Here is a 17808-nt window from a genome sequence, read left to right on the forward strand (position 1 = left end):
TAAGGCTGTCATTTTATGACGGCCTTTTTTTGTAACTATTCTTATATTTGAGTCTTACCTTTTTTGAAATGGAAAAACTGATATACAAAACAAAGGAAATATTTACGCCTAAGTCCTTTACTTTTGGACATTCTGAATTGCGTTTAGAAGCACTTGAAAGTGACCTTGTAGTAAAATTCCTTGGTGTTTTTTATATGGAACTTCCAAGGTCACTGGCCGGCTTTGAGATATGGCTGTTAAATGAAGAGGAGCGAAAAAAACTATTGGAAAGGAGGAAAAGTTTAAACCCCAGCAACACTAACTTTTTTAAGATAATAAGTCATGGTGAGGTATACTATCTTGTATCGTTAGGCGTGGATTTTAAGAATGGATAAAGAGAAGGATATGAAATTTAAGAAAGTTTAATTCTGGATTAAAGATATATCGATTTTAAAACTCCAATGCTGATATAGATTATAAAAAACAAAAATCCGGCCTTGTAAAAGTCCGGATTTTCTTTATTCTTTTTCCTCAGAATGATTTTCCTTATAATCTGGGTATAGGAAATTATTATAAGGAAAACGTGTTATGTGTATCTCTCTAACAGCTTCATACACTTTTTCCCTAAATTCCTCAAAGTTTTCTTTATTGGTGGCCGAAATGAAAAGCGCATTCTTTTCGCCCACATTGCTCATCCAGGTAGACTTCCATTCCTCAAGGGTATTGTGTTTTGTAGTCTTTTCGGTAACAAGATCATCAGCATCAATTTCAAGCGGTTTATAGGCATCAATTTTATTAAATACCATAACAGTAGGCTTGTCTATACAGCCTATGTCCTGTAATATCTGGTTAACCGATGCGATATGATCTTCAAAGTCCGGATGGGAGATGTCTACCACGTGTAAAAGCAAATCGGCTTCACGTACCTCGTCCAGCGTACTTTTAAACGATTCTACAAGTTGCGTAGGTAGTTTTCTTATAAATCCTACCGTGTCTGAAAGCAGGAAAGGAAGGTTTTTGATAACTACTTTCCTTACAGTTGTATCAAGTGTTGCAAACAGCTTATTTTCAACGAAAACCTCGCTTTTGCTTATAACGTTCATAAGGGTAGATTTCCCTACGTTAGTGTACCCTACAAGGGCAACCCTAACCAGTGCACCACGATTACTGCGCTGCACGGCCATTTGTTTGTCAATGGTTCTTATTTTTTCCTTTAGCAAGGCAATCCTGTCCCTGACAATACGACGGTCAGTCTCAATCTCTGTCTCACCGGGACCACGCATACCAATACCACCGCGCTGCCTTTCAAGGTGGGTCCACATACCCGATAGTCTTGGCAGTAAGTACTGGCACTGAGCCAATTCTACCTGTGTGCGGGCATAAGAGGTTTCTGCCCTTTGGGCAAAAATATCAAGGATAAGGTTCGTCCTGTCTAATACTTTACACTCAAGTATTCTGGTTATATTTTTTTGCTGTGCAGGCGACAGCTCATCATCAAAAATTACGGTTGAAACCTCATTTTCTTTTATGTAATGATGTATCTCATCAATCTTACCCGTACCTAAAAAGGTTTTGGGGTTAGGTTTGTCCATTTTTTGGGAAAAACGCTTTATTACTTCACCACCTGCAGTAAAAGTAAGAAACTCTAACTCATCCAGATACTCTGTTAGCTTTTCTTCGTCCTGATTTTGTGTTATTATCCCGACAATCACGGTTTTTTCAAACCTTATCACTTCTTTTTCAAGCATAAATGTTATTTATATCTGCAAAAATACAAAATATATACAAGTCCATTTTGTAAAAAAAATGCGAATAATTAATCGAAATCGTTAAAAGCAAACAGAAAGTTATTAAAATGTTATATTTTTTTAATTTTGATACTTTAATTCTACCAAAACTAGCTTTTTTTATGAGAAAATTTACTTTCATGATTTTCATGTCATTATTTTCTATTGCCTCTTTTGGACAGTTGGCAACAGAAGGTTTTGAGACATGGCCCCCTACCGATTGGGGAATTTACAACAACGGCTCCGGAATGCTGAAATTCTGGGTACAGACAGCCGCCGGAGATACAACTTTCCCGGCTTACGCTGGAGATCATGCGGCTCTTGTTGATAAAGAAAACGTGTCGGATACAGCCCCGGTTCCTCAGGACTGGTTGGTAACCCCACAGTTTACTTTACCAAGTAATCCGCAATTACGCTTCTTTTCACGTTTAGGTTTAAACGGAGATCAGGGTAGTCTTTACCGCATTATGATTTCTGCAGATGCAGATCCTTCTGACCTTTCTGCTTATGTGCAGGTGGAAGAGTGGACTGAAACACAAATTAACCCTACACAGCAGGTTTATACGGAGAAGATATTATCGCTTCCTGAAAACCTTGTTGGGCAGCAGGTGTATGTTGCTTTTGTTTTAGTAGGTGATGATGGAGACAGATGGCTTATAGACAATGTAAGTGTTGTTCAGGAATGTTTAGCCCCGGAAAACATAACGGTAGATAATACGGGTTTAAACACAGCTGACATTACTTGGGATGCTAATGGCGCTACATCTTGGGAAATAGAAATTGTTCCTGTAGCAGATGCTCCTACGGGAGCTGGTGATGTTTATAACGGTACTTTGCCTTATCAGGCTACGGATCTTGATCCGGCTACTGCTTATAAAGTTTATGTTCGTTCAATATGTGGGACAAATAACAACAGCCCATGGACTACACCAATTACATTTATTACTGCAGCTTTAGGAGAAACGTGTGCAGCTCCTATACAAATAACAACATTACCGTATTCTACTACAGATAATACGGCAAACTACGGTGATGATTATGAAGGTGTGCCGGGTACAAGTTGTGGAAACACAAACAATTACCTTAATGGTGATGATGTAGTTTATTCATATACTGCCCCTGCAGATGGTATTATAAGTGTAGACATTACAGGCAATGGTACTTATGCAGGTATGTTTATTTATGATAACTGTGCTGATATAGGTACAGAATGTTTGGCTGGTGTTGTTTCGGGAGGTACTACTGACCCGCTTTCAATACCTGTTTTTGCAGTTACGGCAGGAACAACTTATTACATTGTAATATCTACATGGGCTACACCACAGTCTACGCCATATACTTTAATAGTTCAAACGGTAAACTGTGCTCCGCCAACAAACTTAACTGTTGCAAACGTAGACAGTTCATCGGCAGATCTTTCTTGGGATGCAAACGGTGCAACATCTTTTGAAATCGTTATACAGCCTGTAGGTACAGGTATACCGGCGGGAGCAGGAACAACTGTAACCACAAATATGGCGTTTGATGCTACTGAAATGACAGACGGTACTCCGTTTGCTCCTTCAACAAACTACGAATACTATGTAAGAAACGATTGTGGCGACGGTACTTTTAGTGCATGGGCAGGCCCGGTTAGCTTCTATACAACTCAAATTCCTGCAGCATTAGACTATACTCAGGATTTTGAAGGAACTACAGGTTGGACACTGTTAAACGGTGATGCTACAAACAAATGGATTATTGGTAATGCCGTAAACAATGGTGGTGCTAATTCATTATACGTTACAAATGATAATGGTGTAAGTAATGCTTATACAAATTCAAGTACATCTGTAGTACAGGCTTACAGGGATATCCAAATGCCTGCAACGGTAGATGCACTAACACTTTCTTTTGACTGGAGAGCAGAAGCTGAACCATGTTGTGACTACATGAGAGTATGGTTAGTACCTGCTACTTTTAACCCAACGCCGGGTACAGAAATTACAGCTGGTAACAGTGGTGGTATCCAATTAGGAGGTAACTTTAACCAAAGTGCTGAATTTACAACAGAGGAATTTTATATTCAGGCTGCTGCATATTCAGGTCAGGTAGCAAGGCTTGTATTTGAGTGGAAAAACGACGGAAGTTTAGGTCCTAACCCTCCTGCAGCGGTAGATAACATTAACTTATCTTTAGTTACCTGCCCAATTCCGTCTAACTTAACTGCTAGTGATATTGCTTTAAACGGTGCTACGTTTGCATGGGATGGCCCAACATCGGTTTCACCAACGTTTGATTACTACATAACAACTTCTTCTACAGCTCCGGATGAGACTACTCCGGTAACTGATAACGTTTCTGATGAAACAGTAACATTAGATGATCTTGATAATGCTACAACTTACTACTTCTGGGTAAGAAGCAACTGTGGTAACGATGATGCAAGTAACTGGGTTGGTCCGGTTATTATCAATACGCTTCAGGTTCCTGCAGATTTAGATTATGCTGAGAATTTTGACGGTACTACAGAATGGACATTAAACAGCATAGGCCAGCCTAACAAATGGGTAATAGGTACTGCTGTAAATAACGGAGGTACAAGCAGTCTTTATATAACTAACGATGAAGGTGTTACTAACGCTTACAGTAACGAAACTACTGTATCTCATGCTTACAGAGATGTACAGATGCCAACTACTGTTGAAGAATTAAACCTTTCTTTCGACTGGAGATCAGTAGGTGAAACAAACGATTACCTTAGGGTATGGATGGTTCCTGCAACATTTTTACCTACACCGGGTACACAAATTACCGCTGCTAACAGTGGAGGTGTACAGGTAGGAGGTAACCATACAGGAAGTGCTGAGTTTGTTACAGAAAACTATATTATCAATGCCGAGACATTTGGTGGTCAGGTAATGAGACTTGTATTTGAGTGGAGAAACAATGCCTTTACAGGAACTAACCCTCCTGCAGCGGTAGATAACATCAACCTTTCATTTATTACATGTCCTGCACCGGATAACCTTTCGGCATCAAACGTAACTTTAAATACGGCTGATGTTGCATGGGACGCACCTGTAACGGTAACACCGGATTATGATTATTACATAAGTACATCAAATACGGCTCCGGAAGAAACTACAGATCCTACAGATACAGTAAGTGATCCTAACGTGTCCTTTGATGATCTTGAAGATTCTACTACATACTATGTTTGGGTAAGAAGTAATTGTGGTAATGGTGACCACAGCTATTGGGTAGGTCCGCAGCTTATTATGACGCCACAAATTCCTGCCGATATGAATTTCGCAGATGATTTTGACACCCTGCCTTCTAACTGGTCGCTTATTAACGGCGAGCAAATAAACAAATGGTATATAGGTTCTGCTGTATTTAACAGCCCTGATAATGCATTGTATATATCTAACGATAATGGTGTTTCTCACACTTATACAACAGGTAGCTCAAATTCTGTTGTACATGCTTACAGAGACATACAAATGCCTGCAACAATAACTAATGACCTTGTTCTGTCGTTCGACTGGTTAGGTTTAGGAGAAAGTAGCTACGATTACTTAAGAGTATGGTTAGTTCCTGTAGCCTTTAACCCAACACCGGGTACACAAATTACAACTGCTAACGGACAACAGATTGGTGGTAACTTTAATCAGGAAAGTGACTGGACATCAGAGATGTTTATTTTTGACGGAACTGCATACGCAGGTCAGGTTGTACGTTTAGTATTCGAATGGAGAAATGATGGTAGCGGTGGTACTCAGCCACCTGCAGCTGTAGACAATGTAGACTTCCGTTTCTTAACTTGTCCTCAACCTACAGATTTATTATCAACGGGTGTTCAGGGTTCTTCTTACGTAGAGCTTTCGTGGACTCCTGCAGGTACTGAAACACAATGGGAAATTGTAGTTCAGGAAATGGGTTCAGGCGCGCCTGGTGACGCACCGGAAGAATCGGTAATCGTTACTGATGATCCTACCTATACATTAGAAATAGAGTCGGGTGTTTACTATGAATTCTATGTAAGAGCTATATGTAGTGATACAGATTCAAGTTTCTGGAGTGGCCCTCAGGTGTTCTCTATCTTCAACCCACCTGGATGTGCTAATGTTGAGGTTTTTGACCCTGAGCAGGATATTATACTTCCGGGTTCGGAATATGTAGTTTGCCCTGGTGAAGATAATTGTATACCATTAAGCGCTAACTACATGCTTACAGGTGAAACAACATCTTATGAAATAGAAGGTATTGACTATGCTCCGCCATTCCCGTTCACGGGTGGTACTCCGGTATCAGTTGGTACGGATGACGTTTGGTCACCTACGGTTGAACTTCCTTTTGAATTTTGTTTCTTCGGAGAAATCTATTCAGAGGTTCTTGTGGGTTCAAACGGTGTAATTACTTTTAATAGCGATATTCCAAATCATACAGCTGAAGGATACTGTCCATATTCTTTTGATGAAGTTGCACCAGATCCTAATTTCCCTATCCTAAATGCTATCTATGGTGTTTATCAGGATATCGACCCAAGTGTGGAAAATGATTTTGCAAATCCGGATATTAACTATCAGGTATTGGGTAACTACCCTTGTCGTGCACTGGTTGTAAACTTCTCTAATGTGGCTCAGTTTGGTTTTGAATGTAAAGATAACCCTGATATAGGAGCACAAACAACTCAAATTGTTCTTTATGAGATATCAAACGTAATTGAGATATATGTAGGCAGAAGAGTACCATGTGAAGACTGGCAGAATGGAGCAGGTATAATAGGTCTTCAAAATGCTGGTGGTACAGAAGCTTTTGTGCCGGACGGAAGAAACACAGGTCCTTGGACAGCTATTGAAGAAGCTTGGAGATTTACTCCAAATGGTAATACAAACGTTGTGTTTGAATGGTTACAGGATGGTGTATCATTTAGTGATGATACAGATATTACTGTATGTGTAAGCGAGCCAACTGTTATGACAGCGCGTGCTACTTATACAAACTGTAATGGCGAACTTTTAGTTAAGGAAAGTGATGTAACAATCCGTTTAGCTGAAGAGATTACTGTAGATAACCTAATAGATCTTACAGCTTGTTCTACAGGTGAAATGGTATCGTTTGATCTTAACGAAAGTACTGTTGATTTTCTTGCAGGATTAAATAGCCCTGAAAACTTCACGGTTACATTCTATGCAACTCAGGAAGCAGCAGATTTAGGAGGCGATGATAACCTTGTTACTCCTTATGAGACCAATGCATCAGAGACTATCTATGTAAGGGTGCAGGAAAATGGTAGTGACTGTTATTCAACAGGTATGTTTGATATTATTATTACAAACAACCCACCACAGTATACCATCGCGGGAGATCTTGATATATGTGAAGGTCAAACCACAACACTTACCGTACAGCCAATTAACTTTGAAGTTTCTGAAGCGACTTATGCGTGGACTCTTGACGGAGCTGCACTTCCTGATACAGGATCAAGCATCGTAGCTTCTGAAACGGGTATTTATGAAGTAAGCGTGGTAACAGGTTGTGAAGCTACAGAAGCTGTTCAGGTTACTGTTTATGAAATACCGGTTGCAGATGTAATGGAAAATGTTACTGAATGTGATGTGTTCGAATTACCTGTTCTTAGCACTAATAATATCTACTATACAGGCCCTGATGCAACAGGCGATATGCTTGCAGCAGGTACTGAAATAACAACAGACCAGACAATCTACATTTTTGCTCAGGTTCCGGGAACTGACTGTTCAGACGAAAGCAGCTTTACTGTAGATATTATACCAAGTCCTGTTTTAGGAATTACAGGTGGTTGTGAAAACAATCAGTATGTACTTGAAGTGGCAATGGATGAAAACTACAACGAGCAGAACACTATTATTGAGTGGACAAATCCTCAGGGAGCTACAATTGGTACTGGTAGTACTGTAATTGCTGAGGAAGAAGGTGAATATATGGTAACTGTAACTCCTGTAGGAGATGTAAGCTGCCCGGCAGTACTTACACTACAGGTTGATAATGTGGCATGTTTAATCCCACGCGGTATTTCTCCGAATGGTGATGGTATGAACGATGAGTTTGATCTGACCGGATTTAATGTAACCAAGATAGGCATCTTTAACCGTTACGGTAAAGAGGTTTACAGCCAGAGTTCTTACAATAAAGAATGGCATGGCCAGGATAAGGGTGGTAACGAGCTTCCTACGGGGACGTATTTCTACTCTATCGAGCTTGGCGATGGTACCAGCAAAACAGGTTGGGTTTACATCAACAGAGAAGACTAAGATATAATAAAGGTATGACCAGGGAGCCCTTATGGGCTCCCGGTTCTTCCTTTGCCTAACAAAAAAGAAAACACACACATGAGAAAAATATACCTTGCCGCTTTGTGGCATTGTGTGGCCTTGCCGATGTTTCTGCACAGCAGGACCCGCACTATACGCAGTACATGTATAACATGAACGTGATCAACCCTGCCTATGCGGGCTCGAAGGAGAACTTGTCCTTTGGGTTATTGTACCGCAAACAGTGGGTTGACATCCAGGATTCCCCAACCACGGCAACCTTCTCAGGGCACAGTCCTGTTGGTAAGAATGTGGGATTGGGCCTATCTGTAATCAACGACCAGATTGGTCCTGTAAAGGAGACCAACACCTATGCGGACTTCTCCTACACCCTTAACTTAGGTGGAGAGCACCGCCTTGCCCTTGGCCTTAAGGCCGGAGCAACGTTCCACGATGTGGGGCTATACAGTGACATCGGTAACGGATATGTACCGGCACCGGGCGACCCTGCCTTCAGTGAGAACGTTAACAACACCTATTTCAACATAGGTGCAGGATTCTTCTACTACACCCAGAAGTACTATGTGGCCTTCTCGGTACCGAACATGCTTAAGAGCAAGCACCTTGATTTTGATGGTACTACAAGGCAGTTCGGATCGGAAGTTCAGCACTACTTCCTAACGGGGGGTTACGTATTCCAGTTATCGGATAACGTAAAGCTAAAACCCTCTTTCATGTTAAAATCAGCCTTCAACGTATCGCCTTCTATAGACGGTTCACTGAATGCGCTGTTCTTTGAGCGCTTTGAGATCGGGGCCACCTACAGGCTTGATGACTCTTTTGGTGGTATGGTCAACTACAGGATTACCCCTAACCTTAGGCTGGGTTATGCCTATGACCATATTGTTTCCGACCTTAACATCACTACCCCAGCCTCGCATGAGGTAATGCTGTTATTCGATTTGAACTTCCCTAAGAAAGTATCACGTTCACCACGTTATTTCTAACCTAAAAGCGACCAAGAAAAATGAAGAACCTATATATCAGTTTAAGTTTTATGCTGGCAGCACAGTTTGCCATGGCACAGAGCAGGGAAACCGAGAAGGCGGACAAGCTGTATGCCAGGATGGAATATGTTGATGCCGCCAATGAATATATGAAGCTATCAGGCAAGAGCGACCCTTATGTTTACAGGCAGCTGGCCGAGAGCTACTACAATGTCTTTAACAGCAAGGAGGCGGTAAAATGGTATGCCAAGGCTACCGAGAGCCAGCAGGAAGCTGAGATCTATTACCACTATGCCCAGATGCTTAAGGCCGAAGGCAGGTATGAGGAGGCTAATGCGCAGATGCGTAAGTTTGCCCAGTTAAAGCCGAATGACGAGAGGTCTGTGGCCTTTATGAAAGACCCTGACTACCTTCCGAAATTAAGGAACCAGACAAGATTGTTTGATGAGAAGAAGCTGGACATCAACGATGAGAAGTACAGCTCCTTTGGTGCGGTACTTACCGATGACAACAACTTCTACTTCACCAGCGCAAGAAATACGGCAAGGAAGACCTACGGGGCTAACGAACAGCCGTTCCTTGATATGTACATGGCTACCTATAATGCCGACGGTACCCTTAGTGAGCCGACCCCTATTGCCGATGTGAACAGCAAATGGCACGACGGCCCTGCAGCGGTAAGCGCAGACGGTAACACGATGTATTTCTCCAGCGAGAGCTTTAAGGAGAGCAAACAGTTTGAGAGGGATAAGGACAACAACCTTAAACTGGGCCAGGTATACCTTTACAAGGCTACCAAGGCTGACGGCAAATGGGGTAACATCCAGCCGCTTCCTTTCAACGAGAAGACCTACTCAACAGGTAACCCTGCCATCAGTGCAGACGGCAAGACGCTTTACTTTGTTCGAACCGTCCGGGAGGCCAGGGCGGCAACGATATCTGGAAGGTGGAGGTTAAGGGCAACAACACCTATGGTGAGCCACAGAACCTTGGGGATAAGATCAACACCCCGCCAATGACAATTTCCCATACATCACCTCAGAGGGCAAGCTGTACTTCTCCTCAGACGGAAGGAAAGGCTTTGGAGCACTGGACGTGTTTGTGGTGGACCTGAAGAAAGGAACAGAAGTGATGAACGTTGGCTTACCAATCAACTCAGGACAGGATGACTTTGCCTTCAGTTTCAACGACCGGAAGAACATCGGTTTCTTCAGTAGTAACAGGACAGGTGTTGACCAGCTTTACAGCGCAACGCCAATCTGTGGCGTTGAGGCTATTGTAATGGTAAGGGATGCCAACACGGGCAAACCGCTGGCAAGCGCGAGGGTATCAATCCTTGATGAGAGGAACAATGTTATTGAGACCAGGACTGCAGATGCAGGAGGTAAGGTAGTTTACAATGTTGATTGTGACAGGGCCTATACCATCCAGGCAAGCATGACGGGTTATGAGCAGAACAGCTTCCCGATTGCCAAAACCCATGGTGGTGAGGTGAACGTTATGGCTGACCTGAAACCGATCGAGGAAATCGTGAAAGAAGTTGTAGTGGAACTTAACGACATCTTCTTTGAGTTCGATAAGAGTAACATCACCAAAGAGGCAGCCTTTGAGTTAGACAAACTGGTAGAGGTTATGAACAATAACAAGGAAATGACGATCATGGTTAAGGCACACACCGATAACCGTGGTAGTGACCAGTACAACATGAACCTTTCTAACAGGAGGGCAAAATCTACTGTTCAGTATGTCATCTCCAAAGGCATTGCCAAGGAGCGCATCTCAGGACAGGGTTATGGTGAGAGCCAGCCGCTTGTTGACTGTAAAGACAAATGTACAGAGGAAGAGCATGCTAAGAACAGACGCTCGGAGTTTGTAATCGTGAAGAAATAATTTTTCATTTTATTATTTATTACATAGTTTTTTAAAGCCCTGCACTAAGTGCGGGGCTTTTTATTTTCATTATGGATATAAAGCAACCTGTTCTTTTTTTGGTTAACTTTATTAGACACAAAACCAGCTAACTATGAAAAAAAGAACGTCACTATTAGGCTATGCTATCCTATTATGTTTTATAGGAAGTATTTATAACCTATTTGCCTGTACAAGGGTAATGTATAAAGGGGAAAATGGCTTATATCTCACAGCGAGGTCAATGGATTGGAGTGAAGATATCATGACCAATCTCTGGATTTTCCCGAGGGGTATGGAAAGGTCCGGTGAAACAGGTAAGAACACTATTACATGGAAGTCTAAATATGGTAGTGTGGTAGCCAGTGCCTATGAAATTTCCAGTACCGACGGTATGAACGAAAAAGGTTTGGTTGCAAACTTGCTTTGGTTGGTGGAATCGGAATATCCTGTATGGGATCATAAGAAGCCGGGACTTAGTATAGCAGCCTGGGTACAGTATGTATTGGATAATTATGCTACTGTTAATGAAGCAGTAGAGGGTCTGTCTAAAGAAAGCTTTGTAATAGTTACTGATAATGTTCCGGGACAGCAGCGTAAGGCAACTCTTCATCTTTCTGTTTCAGATGCAAAAGGGGATAGCGCTATTTTTGAGTATATAAACGGCAAACTCGTTATACATCATGATACTTCTTACACAGTGATGACCAATTCTCCCATATTTGAAAAACAACTAGCACTTAATGAATACTGGAAGGAAATAGGAGGGACGGTTATGCTTCCGGGAACAAACAGGGCTTCAGACAGATTTGTAAGGGCTTCTTTTTATACAGAAGCTGTTCCTAAAACAGATAATACACGTGTGGCTGTAGCAAGCGTTTTCAGCGTTATAAGAAACTGTTCTGTACCTTATGGTATATCAACCTCAAATCAGCCCAATATTTCTTCTACGCGTTGGAGAACGGTCTCAGATCATAAGAATCTTGTGTATTACTATGAGTCGGTATTAACGCCAAACACTTTTTGGGTAGATCTTAAGGATATTGATTTCTCCGAAAAGGGAAAGGTAAAAAAGTTAACAGTTGCCGGAGGAGAAACCTATGCCGGAAACGCAGTAAAGGACTTTAAAGAAAGCAAGCCTTTCAAATTTTTAGGGGTTAACGATTAATGAAGGCTGCCTTTAGGCAGCTTTTTTAAAACGGTTCTTCGGTTAGTTTTAAATCTTCAATAGTGCGTATCATAAATTGGTACGTAGTGCCATATTTGGTTAAAATGCCCCTAACCTTACCACTGTTTTGAGGGATTATATTTCCTCCAAATGTTGCAAAGCTGCTGGTGCGGAAAATTATAGTATTTCCGGTTTCATCTGTAAGTAAATAGTTTGTTCCTCCGCCAATATCGTTATTGGTATCATAAAAGGGCTGTCCAATAGCATCCTCAGTAAACTGAATGTTCTCTATTTCTACGAGTCTGTTTAGGTAGGTGTCATCCTGAAGTTGAGTTATAGAAGTGTGCTGAACCATTGTTTCTTCATCTATCAAAGTGCACGAACGGTTAAGTATGGAGGTGTATTCGTAAGCAGAAAATCCTGTTATGGTGGCAAATCCATTGTAAACGGAAAGACCACCTATTTGAAGCGAACCATTGTAATTTCTGTAATACGTGTTTTTCAGTTTAATCAGTACTTTACGCCCCGGTTCGTAGCTCACAAAAGTCGATGTTGCATCTACAGAGCTACTAAAACCAAACAACCCATCTGCCGACTGAAAAGATATCGTCTTGTAAAAATTACCGTTTTCATCGCTTGAGGTCACATAAGCTTCGATGATATCATTGGCAGTATATTCCTGAATATTCCCGGTTGCAACAATATCCTGAGGCTCTATTGTTTTTAACAATGAGGTTTCTGGGCATTCCAGATTGGGAATATTATAATCATCATCGTTTATGCAGGATACAAGAGATAATGTAAGCAGTAAAATTATATATTTTTTCATGATTAGAAGTTGTAATAGATGTTTAGGTAAAAAGTACGCCCATAGCTGTAAAAATATTTCGGACCGAATGAAGGCGTGCCACTGGAGACATCCTGATTGAGTTGCCTGTAATTGGCATTGCGGGCCTGCTCATAGCCTCCGGTTTTATAAATGCTGTTGAATACGTTGTTTACACTGGCAAAAAAGCCCAGATAGGTTTTCTTCTTAACCCGCCACGATTTTCCGCCTACTATATTCATAAGGAATATATCTTCAAACTGTTCCTGTTTAAGTAGCTCCCTTGAACGTTGCTGAGTGACTTCGGGAAAAGGGAATCCGTTTGCGTCCTGCGGATTTTTAAAGAAATTATCTGTTCGTAAAAGAGCAGAAATATCAAGATAGCTTCCGGTAAGGTAATTGGCATTAGCACCAATCCACCAGTATTTAGGATCTCTGTATTCAAATCCTAGTGAACAAGCCTGTTGTGGCATTCCCGGAAGCTTATAGTTTTTAAGTTGTGATTCCCCAAAATTTGTAGTGGGCGAAGTGGCTATATTGGGGAGATTTACTTCCTGCTGTAATGAGGCAAAGGCATCATTGTTTACATATACTGTTGGGTTGCTGCTATATGTATACTGACCGTAAGCAAAACTAAAAAGGGCTTTTAATGTTGTATTGAAACTGTACTCAATCCCAAGTTCGGTTCCCATCATTCTTTTATTTAAACCTGTAACGGTCTCTGCTATAAAGGCATTGGTTTCTGCATTTTCTCCCTGATAGATACCTTCTGCAAAAAAGAAAGATGTTTCGGTAGTGTTATTTATCTGAGTATAGAATGCCGTAAGCCTGGCTTTGAGTTTTGGAATCCTGATAATACAACCGGCATCTACAGAAGCAATATTTTCAGCTGCTATTTCAGGAACGATAGTATTGTTCAGCCGGGCATTGGGGAAAGTATTGCGCAGGGCAGGGGCTTTTGTCGTATAAAGTCCGTTTACGGCAAACATGAGCCTTCCGGTTAACTTGTATGACAAACCACCCTTAAAACCGAAATTATCAAACGATACTTTTTCGCTTTTGCCAAAAGAGTTATTGGAATAAATGCCGTTTTGGTACAGACCTTCTCTCTGATAGTCTGAACGGGAATAGCTTTGCGAAAGATAGAAATCGGTTTTTTTATACAGGAATTTAAACTGGGTAAAAGCATCGGCCTGAGTTGCATATAGATTGTAATTGTAGCCAAAGGTATTGCCTACGCCAACAGTTCTGTTTGTATTATTAAGATCGGATTGTGCCTGATTACCGGTAAAAAAGGGGTCAATATCGTTATAATAAATGCCACCCAGTAAATCCAACAGTTTTTGGTAATTGTGTGATTTTAGTTTTTTAAATGAAATACCGGCATTAAAAAGAATATTATTTGATAACTGCGATTGTAATATGGAGTTTACGGTTAATGTCCTGTCATCATTTCTATCCTCATACAAAACATATTTGCTTACATCGGCAACGCGTCCCGTTTCAATATTATTATCATCTGTTACCGCACGGGTATTGGCAAGATACATGCTGTTCCAGTCTAACTGTGGGGTTGCAGTAAAACTTTGTATTGCCTGCTGACTTAATGCCATATTTTCGGGGGTGTTGCCTGTATACACACCGCCCAGTCCTCCGGGTAAATAGGCTTCATCAGGTACTGATGAAGGGTTGTTATTATACTGCGAAGTATAATAACTGGGTAGGTTGCGATAAAAAACAGGGTCAGGATTGGCAACATTTTGGAAGTCAATACGGCTATTGCCTATTTTACCAAACTGATAAGCGATGTTGGATTGCAGGCTGTTGTGGCTGTTTATCTTGTAATAATGGGTGAGCATAAGTATCGGCTCTTCAATATCAATATCTCGAGAGTTCCTTTTCCTGCCATTTTGGTATCCCCAATAAGAATTATATTTTTCACCCATAAGGTTTGTTACTTCCTCAGTATTGGCAGAGTTCTTACCACGATTGCTTTGGGCATAAATTCCCGTAAAGTTCAGGCTGTGGTTGTCATTCAGTGTTTTTTCCACACTTAAAAAAAGTGAGTTGCCGCCGTAATCGGTTCCCTCAAAATTAGCTTCTTCTGCCCATCTTCGTGAGGCGGAAAACACATAGGCAATTCCTTTTTTATTCATCCCCGAAGCATAGGTTGCCATAGTGCGCCAGTTGTAGGATGTATTGGTCGATGTAAAAGAAATTCTTGATCCTTTTCTGAAAACCGATGCGCGGGTATTAATTTCCTGAGTGCCTAAAAGACCACCGAAAGTATAATCGGATGGTGTGGTGCCCAAACTAAATTCCTGATTTCGGGTCGCATCATTAAGTCCGCTCCAGTTGTTCCATTGTGGCCGTCCGTCACTTATTTTGTTCATCTTCACCCCGTTTATCAAAGTGGTGGCATACTGGCTTTCCAGTCCGCGGCTTTTATAACGTGCCTGAGACCAGTTATAGGCAGCAGACTGTTGTAATATATCTTTTGAGGCCTGTAATAATCCCGAAGTATTATCGGAAACAATGTTATCGTTTAAATCATCCTCGGTAAGGGTAATAAGGCTGAGCTGCTGTTCGGCTGTAAGATCAGATTCAAGCAATGCTATTCCCAAGTCCAGTTTTCTTTCGGGTACTACGGTCAGGTTATAAGTCTGCGAAATGTATCCGCTGCTGCTTATTACCAAAACCTGTTTCCCTGCTGGGACTTCCAGTATAAAAACACCTTCAGAATTGGTAATGGCGGTCTGGTTAGTGCTTTGTAGGGTTGCTATTGCGTTTTCTATAGGGTTGCCGCTTTGCATTTCGAGCACTTTGCATTGTACGAGTGCCGTTTGCTGTGCGGTACAAACAATAGATAACAGGATGAATAAAAAGCTGACGTGCAGTTTTTTCATTAGTAGGTAAGGTGCTTGGTAAGTAATTTCTTAAAGCTGTAAATATAGATTTTTTGCCAATAAAATTTTAACTTTGAAAACAAGCTTGTTTTAAATTTTACTGAATGAGGAGAAAAATTACTATAAGCATTTTGGTTTTGTTATGGTTTTCCTGTGTTTTTGCACAAGGAGAGAAGAAGTATATGGTACATACCGTAGCTTTTTACAATGTGGAGAATTTATTTGATACCATAAATGACCCAAAAACCAACGATGAGGAATTTCTCCCTTATGGTGACTATTATTGGAACACAGAAAAATACAGGCAGAAGCTTGATAATATTGCCACCGTGCTGGCAGATATAGGTAAGGAAACCAATACCGAACCGCCAAGTATAATAGGCCTTGCAGAAGTGGAGAACAGGATGGTGCTCGAAGATCTGGTAAAGAACCCTAAGCTAATAAATACCGGCTATGGTATTATACATTTTGATTCGCCCGACAGGAGAGGAATTGATGTAGCATTATTGTACGATAAGAAAAAGTTCAGGCCTGAGAGTTATAAGAGTATCCCATTAGTACTTACGCTGGATGAGAAAGGAAGAATAACAGATTTGCCCGACACACTAAGCACCGTTAAAACACATAAATATTTTACCCGAAGTCAGTTGCTTGTTTCCGGCTTGTTAGACGGTGAAGAATTCAATTTTATTGTGAGTCATTGGCCGTCAAGAGGGGGAGGAGAAAAAAAAACCAAGCCCTACAGGGATGCAGCAGGCAAGCTTAACCGAAAGATTGTAGACTCCCTTTTTGCCATTAACCCACAGGCTAAGATTATAACCATGGGCGATTTTAATGATGGCCCTTACAATAACAGTGTGCGTAAAGAACTGGCTGCTAACGACAGGAGAGAGCAGATAAAGCCTAAGGAACTGTATAACCCAATGGGAGATATGGTTAGAAGCGGAGTAGGATCTGTAGCGTATAGGGATAGTTGGGATATCTTTGACCAGATTATACTTTCTGAACCATTGATACATGATGATTTTGCCTCATTGGAGTTTTGGAAAGCCGGGGTTTATAACAAAACATACATTACACAAACCAGCGGAAAATATAAGGGCTATCCCCTTAGGACATGGGATGGTGTAGTGGGCTATAGCGACCATTTTCCTGTTTTTATATATCTCATAAAAGAAATGTAAAAACATTTAATCCTCGTTTTCATTTTGCGTACCTTAGTGTAAAATTTAAAAAGCCTTATCATGGGAGCCATGAAACCATTTAACCTTAACAAATGGATTGACGAAAACCGCCATCTTTTAAAACCGCCTGTAGGCAACAAAAACATCTACCCTCTTTCTGATGATTATATTGTGATGATAGTTGCAGGCCCTAATGCCCGTAAGGATTATCATTACAATGAAACCGAAGAGCTGTTCTATCAGCTGGAAGGTAGAATTAAAGTAATTATTCAGGAAAACGGGGAACGAAAGGAAATGGAACTTAATGCGGGAGATATGTACCTGCATCCGGGTAAAGTGCCGCATTCGCCCGTTAGGAGTGAAGGGTCTATAGGACTTGTTGTGGAAAGAAAACGTGCAGGAAGAGGTTTTACCGACGGGCTTTTATGGTTTTGTGAAAACTGCAATAACAAACTGCATGAGGTGTATTTTGAACTTAATGATATTGAAAAGGACTTTTTACCTCATTTTGAACTTTTTTACAATAATGAACACCTGCGTACCTGTAAAAAATGCGGTACGGTTATGGAAGCCGACCCAAGGTTTACAGCTAAAAGGTAGTATTGGTATTTTGTGAAATCTAATTTATTTCAGTTTTTTAAGTGACTGTCAAAGTTTGTACTCTGAATAGTAAAAACTTATTTTAATCCTGATTTTTATAGTCTGATATTACTATTTTATAAACAAAATGCCACTTTTAATGATTAAAATTAAAAAAGGCATATA

At 41.0% G+C, this 17808-nt stretch carries 10 protein-coding genes and 1 pseudogene; 8 read left to right on the plus strand and 3 right to left on the minus strand.

Annotated elements, in window-relative coordinates; all coding sequences use genetic code 11:
• Positions 1 to 68 precede the first annotated feature (68 nt).
• On the plus strand, positions 69 to 374 hold the full coding sequence (locus FUA48_RS04350; protein WP_147582409.1) for a hypothetical protein: 306 nt from the start codon (positions 69 to 71) through the stop codon (positions 372 to 374).
• A 123-nt stretch (positions 375 to 497) separates the two neighbouring features.
• Here the strand turns inward: FUA48_RS04350 and hflX are convergent, their stop codons facing one another.
• Entirely contained in the window at positions 498 to 1727 is a 1230-nt protein-coding gene (hflX, locus tag FUA48_RS04355) for a GTPase HflX (RefSeq protein ID WP_147582410.1), read from the minus strand.
• Positions 1728 to 1888: 161 nt separating this feature from the next.
• On the opposite strand from hflX, the gene FUA48_RS04360 reads away from it, so the two are divergent.
• From FUA48_RS04360 to FUA48_RS04375, 5 genes and pseudogenes are all read left to right on the plus strand, one after another.
• Complete coding sequence (locus FUA48_RS04360; RefSeq protein WP_168196937.1) at positions 1889 to 8044, plus strand: fibronectin type III domain-containing protein; 6156 nt, start codon at positions 1889 to 1891, stop codon at positions 8042 to 8044.
• Positions 8045 to 8122: 78 nt separating this feature from the next.
• Positions 8123 to 9051 (plus strand): annotated as a pseudogene (locus FUA48_RS04365) (PorP/SprF family type IX secretion system membrane protein).
• Between the two features lie 20 nt (positions 9052 to 9071).
• Complete coding sequence (locus FUA48_RS18500; protein ID WP_240732546.1) at positions 9072 to 10070, plus strand: hypothetical protein; 999 nt, start codon at positions 9072 to 9074, stop codon at positions 10068 to 10070.
• A 112-nt stretch (positions 10071 to 10182) separates the two neighbouring features.
• The gene (locus FUA48_RS18505; protein ID WP_240732547.1) at positions 10183 to 10941 is read left to right on the plus strand and encodes an OmpA family protein; all 759 of its coding nucleotides are present in this window, start codon (positions 10183 to 10185) and stop codon (positions 10939 to 10941) included.
• A gap of 133 nt (positions 10942 to 11074) precedes the next feature.
• The gene (locus tag FUA48_RS04375; protein WP_147582412.1) at positions 11075 to 12127 is read left to right on the plus strand and encodes a linear amide C-N hydrolase; all 1053 of its coding nucleotides are present in this window, start codon (positions 11075 to 11077) and stop codon (positions 12125 to 12127) included.
• A gap of 25 nt (positions 12128 to 12152) precedes the next feature.
• Here FUA48_RS04375 and FUA48_RS04380 read toward each other — a convergent pair whose 3' ends face one another.
• Together FUA48_RS04380 and FUA48_RS04385 are read right to left on the minus strand one after the other, a co-directional pair.
• Positions 12153 to 12956, minus strand: coding sequence for a DUF5689 domain-containing protein (locus FUA48_RS04380; RefSeq protein ID WP_147582413.1), 804 nt, complete (start codon positions 12954 to 12956; stop codon positions 12153 to 12155).
• A 2-nt stretch (positions 12957 to 12958) separates the two neighbouring features.
• Positions 12959 to 15859 carry a carboxypeptidase-like regulatory domain-containing protein gene (locus FUA48_RS04385; protein ID WP_147582414.1) on the minus strand — a complete coding sequence of 967 codons (2901 nt, stop codon included), beginning with the start codon at positions 15857 to 15859 and terminating at the stop codon, positions 12959 to 12961.
• Between the two features lie 104 nt (positions 15860 to 15963).
• Here FUA48_RS04385 and FUA48_RS04390 point away from each other — a divergent pair, with 104 nt between their 5' ends.
• Together FUA48_RS04390 and FUA48_RS04395 are read left to right on the plus strand one after the other, a co-directional pair.
• Positions 15964 to 17043 (plus strand): endonuclease/exonuclease/phosphatase family protein, encoded by a 1080-nt coding sequence (locus FUA48_RS04390; RefSeq protein ID WP_147582415.1) that lies wholly within the window; start codon positions 15964 to 15966, stop codon positions 17041 to 17043.
• A gap of 60 nt (positions 17044 to 17103) precedes the next feature.
• On the plus strand, positions 17104 to 17643 hold the full coding sequence (locus FUA48_RS04395) for a 3-hydroxyanthranilate 3,4-dioxygenase (RefSeq protein ID WP_147582416.1): 540 nt from the start codon (positions 17104 to 17106) through the stop codon (positions 17641 to 17643).
• Positions 17644 to 17808 lie beyond the last annotated feature (165 nt).

It is taken from the genome of Flavobacterium alkalisoli (genome assembly GCF_008000935.1).
GTDB classification, from domain to species: domain Bacteria; phylum Bacteroidota; class Bacteroidia; order Flavobacteriales; family Flavobacteriaceae; genus Flavobacterium; species Flavobacterium alkalisoli.

Excerpts from the sequence above, each read along its gene's own strand:
- FUA48_RS18500 (WP_240732546.1), top strand. The coding sequence starts at position 9,072 with ATGAAGAACCTATATATCAGTTTAAGTTTTATGCTGGCAGCACAGTTT.
- hflX (WP_147582410.1), bottom strand. The coding sequence starts at position 1,727 with ATGCTTGAAAAAGAAGTGATAAGGTTTGAAAAAACCGTGATTGTCGGG.
- FUA48_RS04380 (WP_147582413.1), bottom strand. The coding sequence starts at position 12,956 with ATGAAAAAATATATAATTTTACTGCTTACATTATCTCTTGTATCCTGC.
- FUA48_RS18505 (WP_240732547.1), top strand. The coding sequence starts at position 10,183 with ATGAACGTTGGCTTACCAATCAACTCAGGACAGGATGACTTTGCCTTC.
- FUA48_RS04395 (WP_147582416.1), top strand. The coding sequence starts at position 17,104 with ATGGGAGCCATGAAACCATTTAACCTTAACAAATGGATTGACGAAAAC.
- FUA48_RS04385 (WP_147582414.1), bottom strand. The coding sequence starts at position 15,859 with ATGAAAAAACTGCACGTCAGCTTTTTATTCATCCTGTTATCTATTGTT.
- FUA48_RS04375 (WP_147582412.1), top strand. The coding sequence starts at position 11,075 with ATGAAAAAAAGAACGTCACTATTAGGCTATGCTATCCTATTATGTTTT.
- FUA48_RS04350 (WP_147582409.1), top strand. The coding sequence starts at position 69 with ATGGAAAAACTGATATACAAAACAAAGGAAATATTTACGCCTAAGTCC.
- FUA48_RS04360 (WP_168196937.1), top strand. The coding sequence starts at position 1,889 with ATGAGAAAATTTACTTTCATGATTTTCATGTCATTATTTTCTATTGCC.
- FUA48_RS04390 (WP_147582415.1), top strand. The coding sequence starts at position 15,964 with ATGAGGAGAAAAATTACTATAAGCATTTTGGTTTTGTTATGGTTTTCC.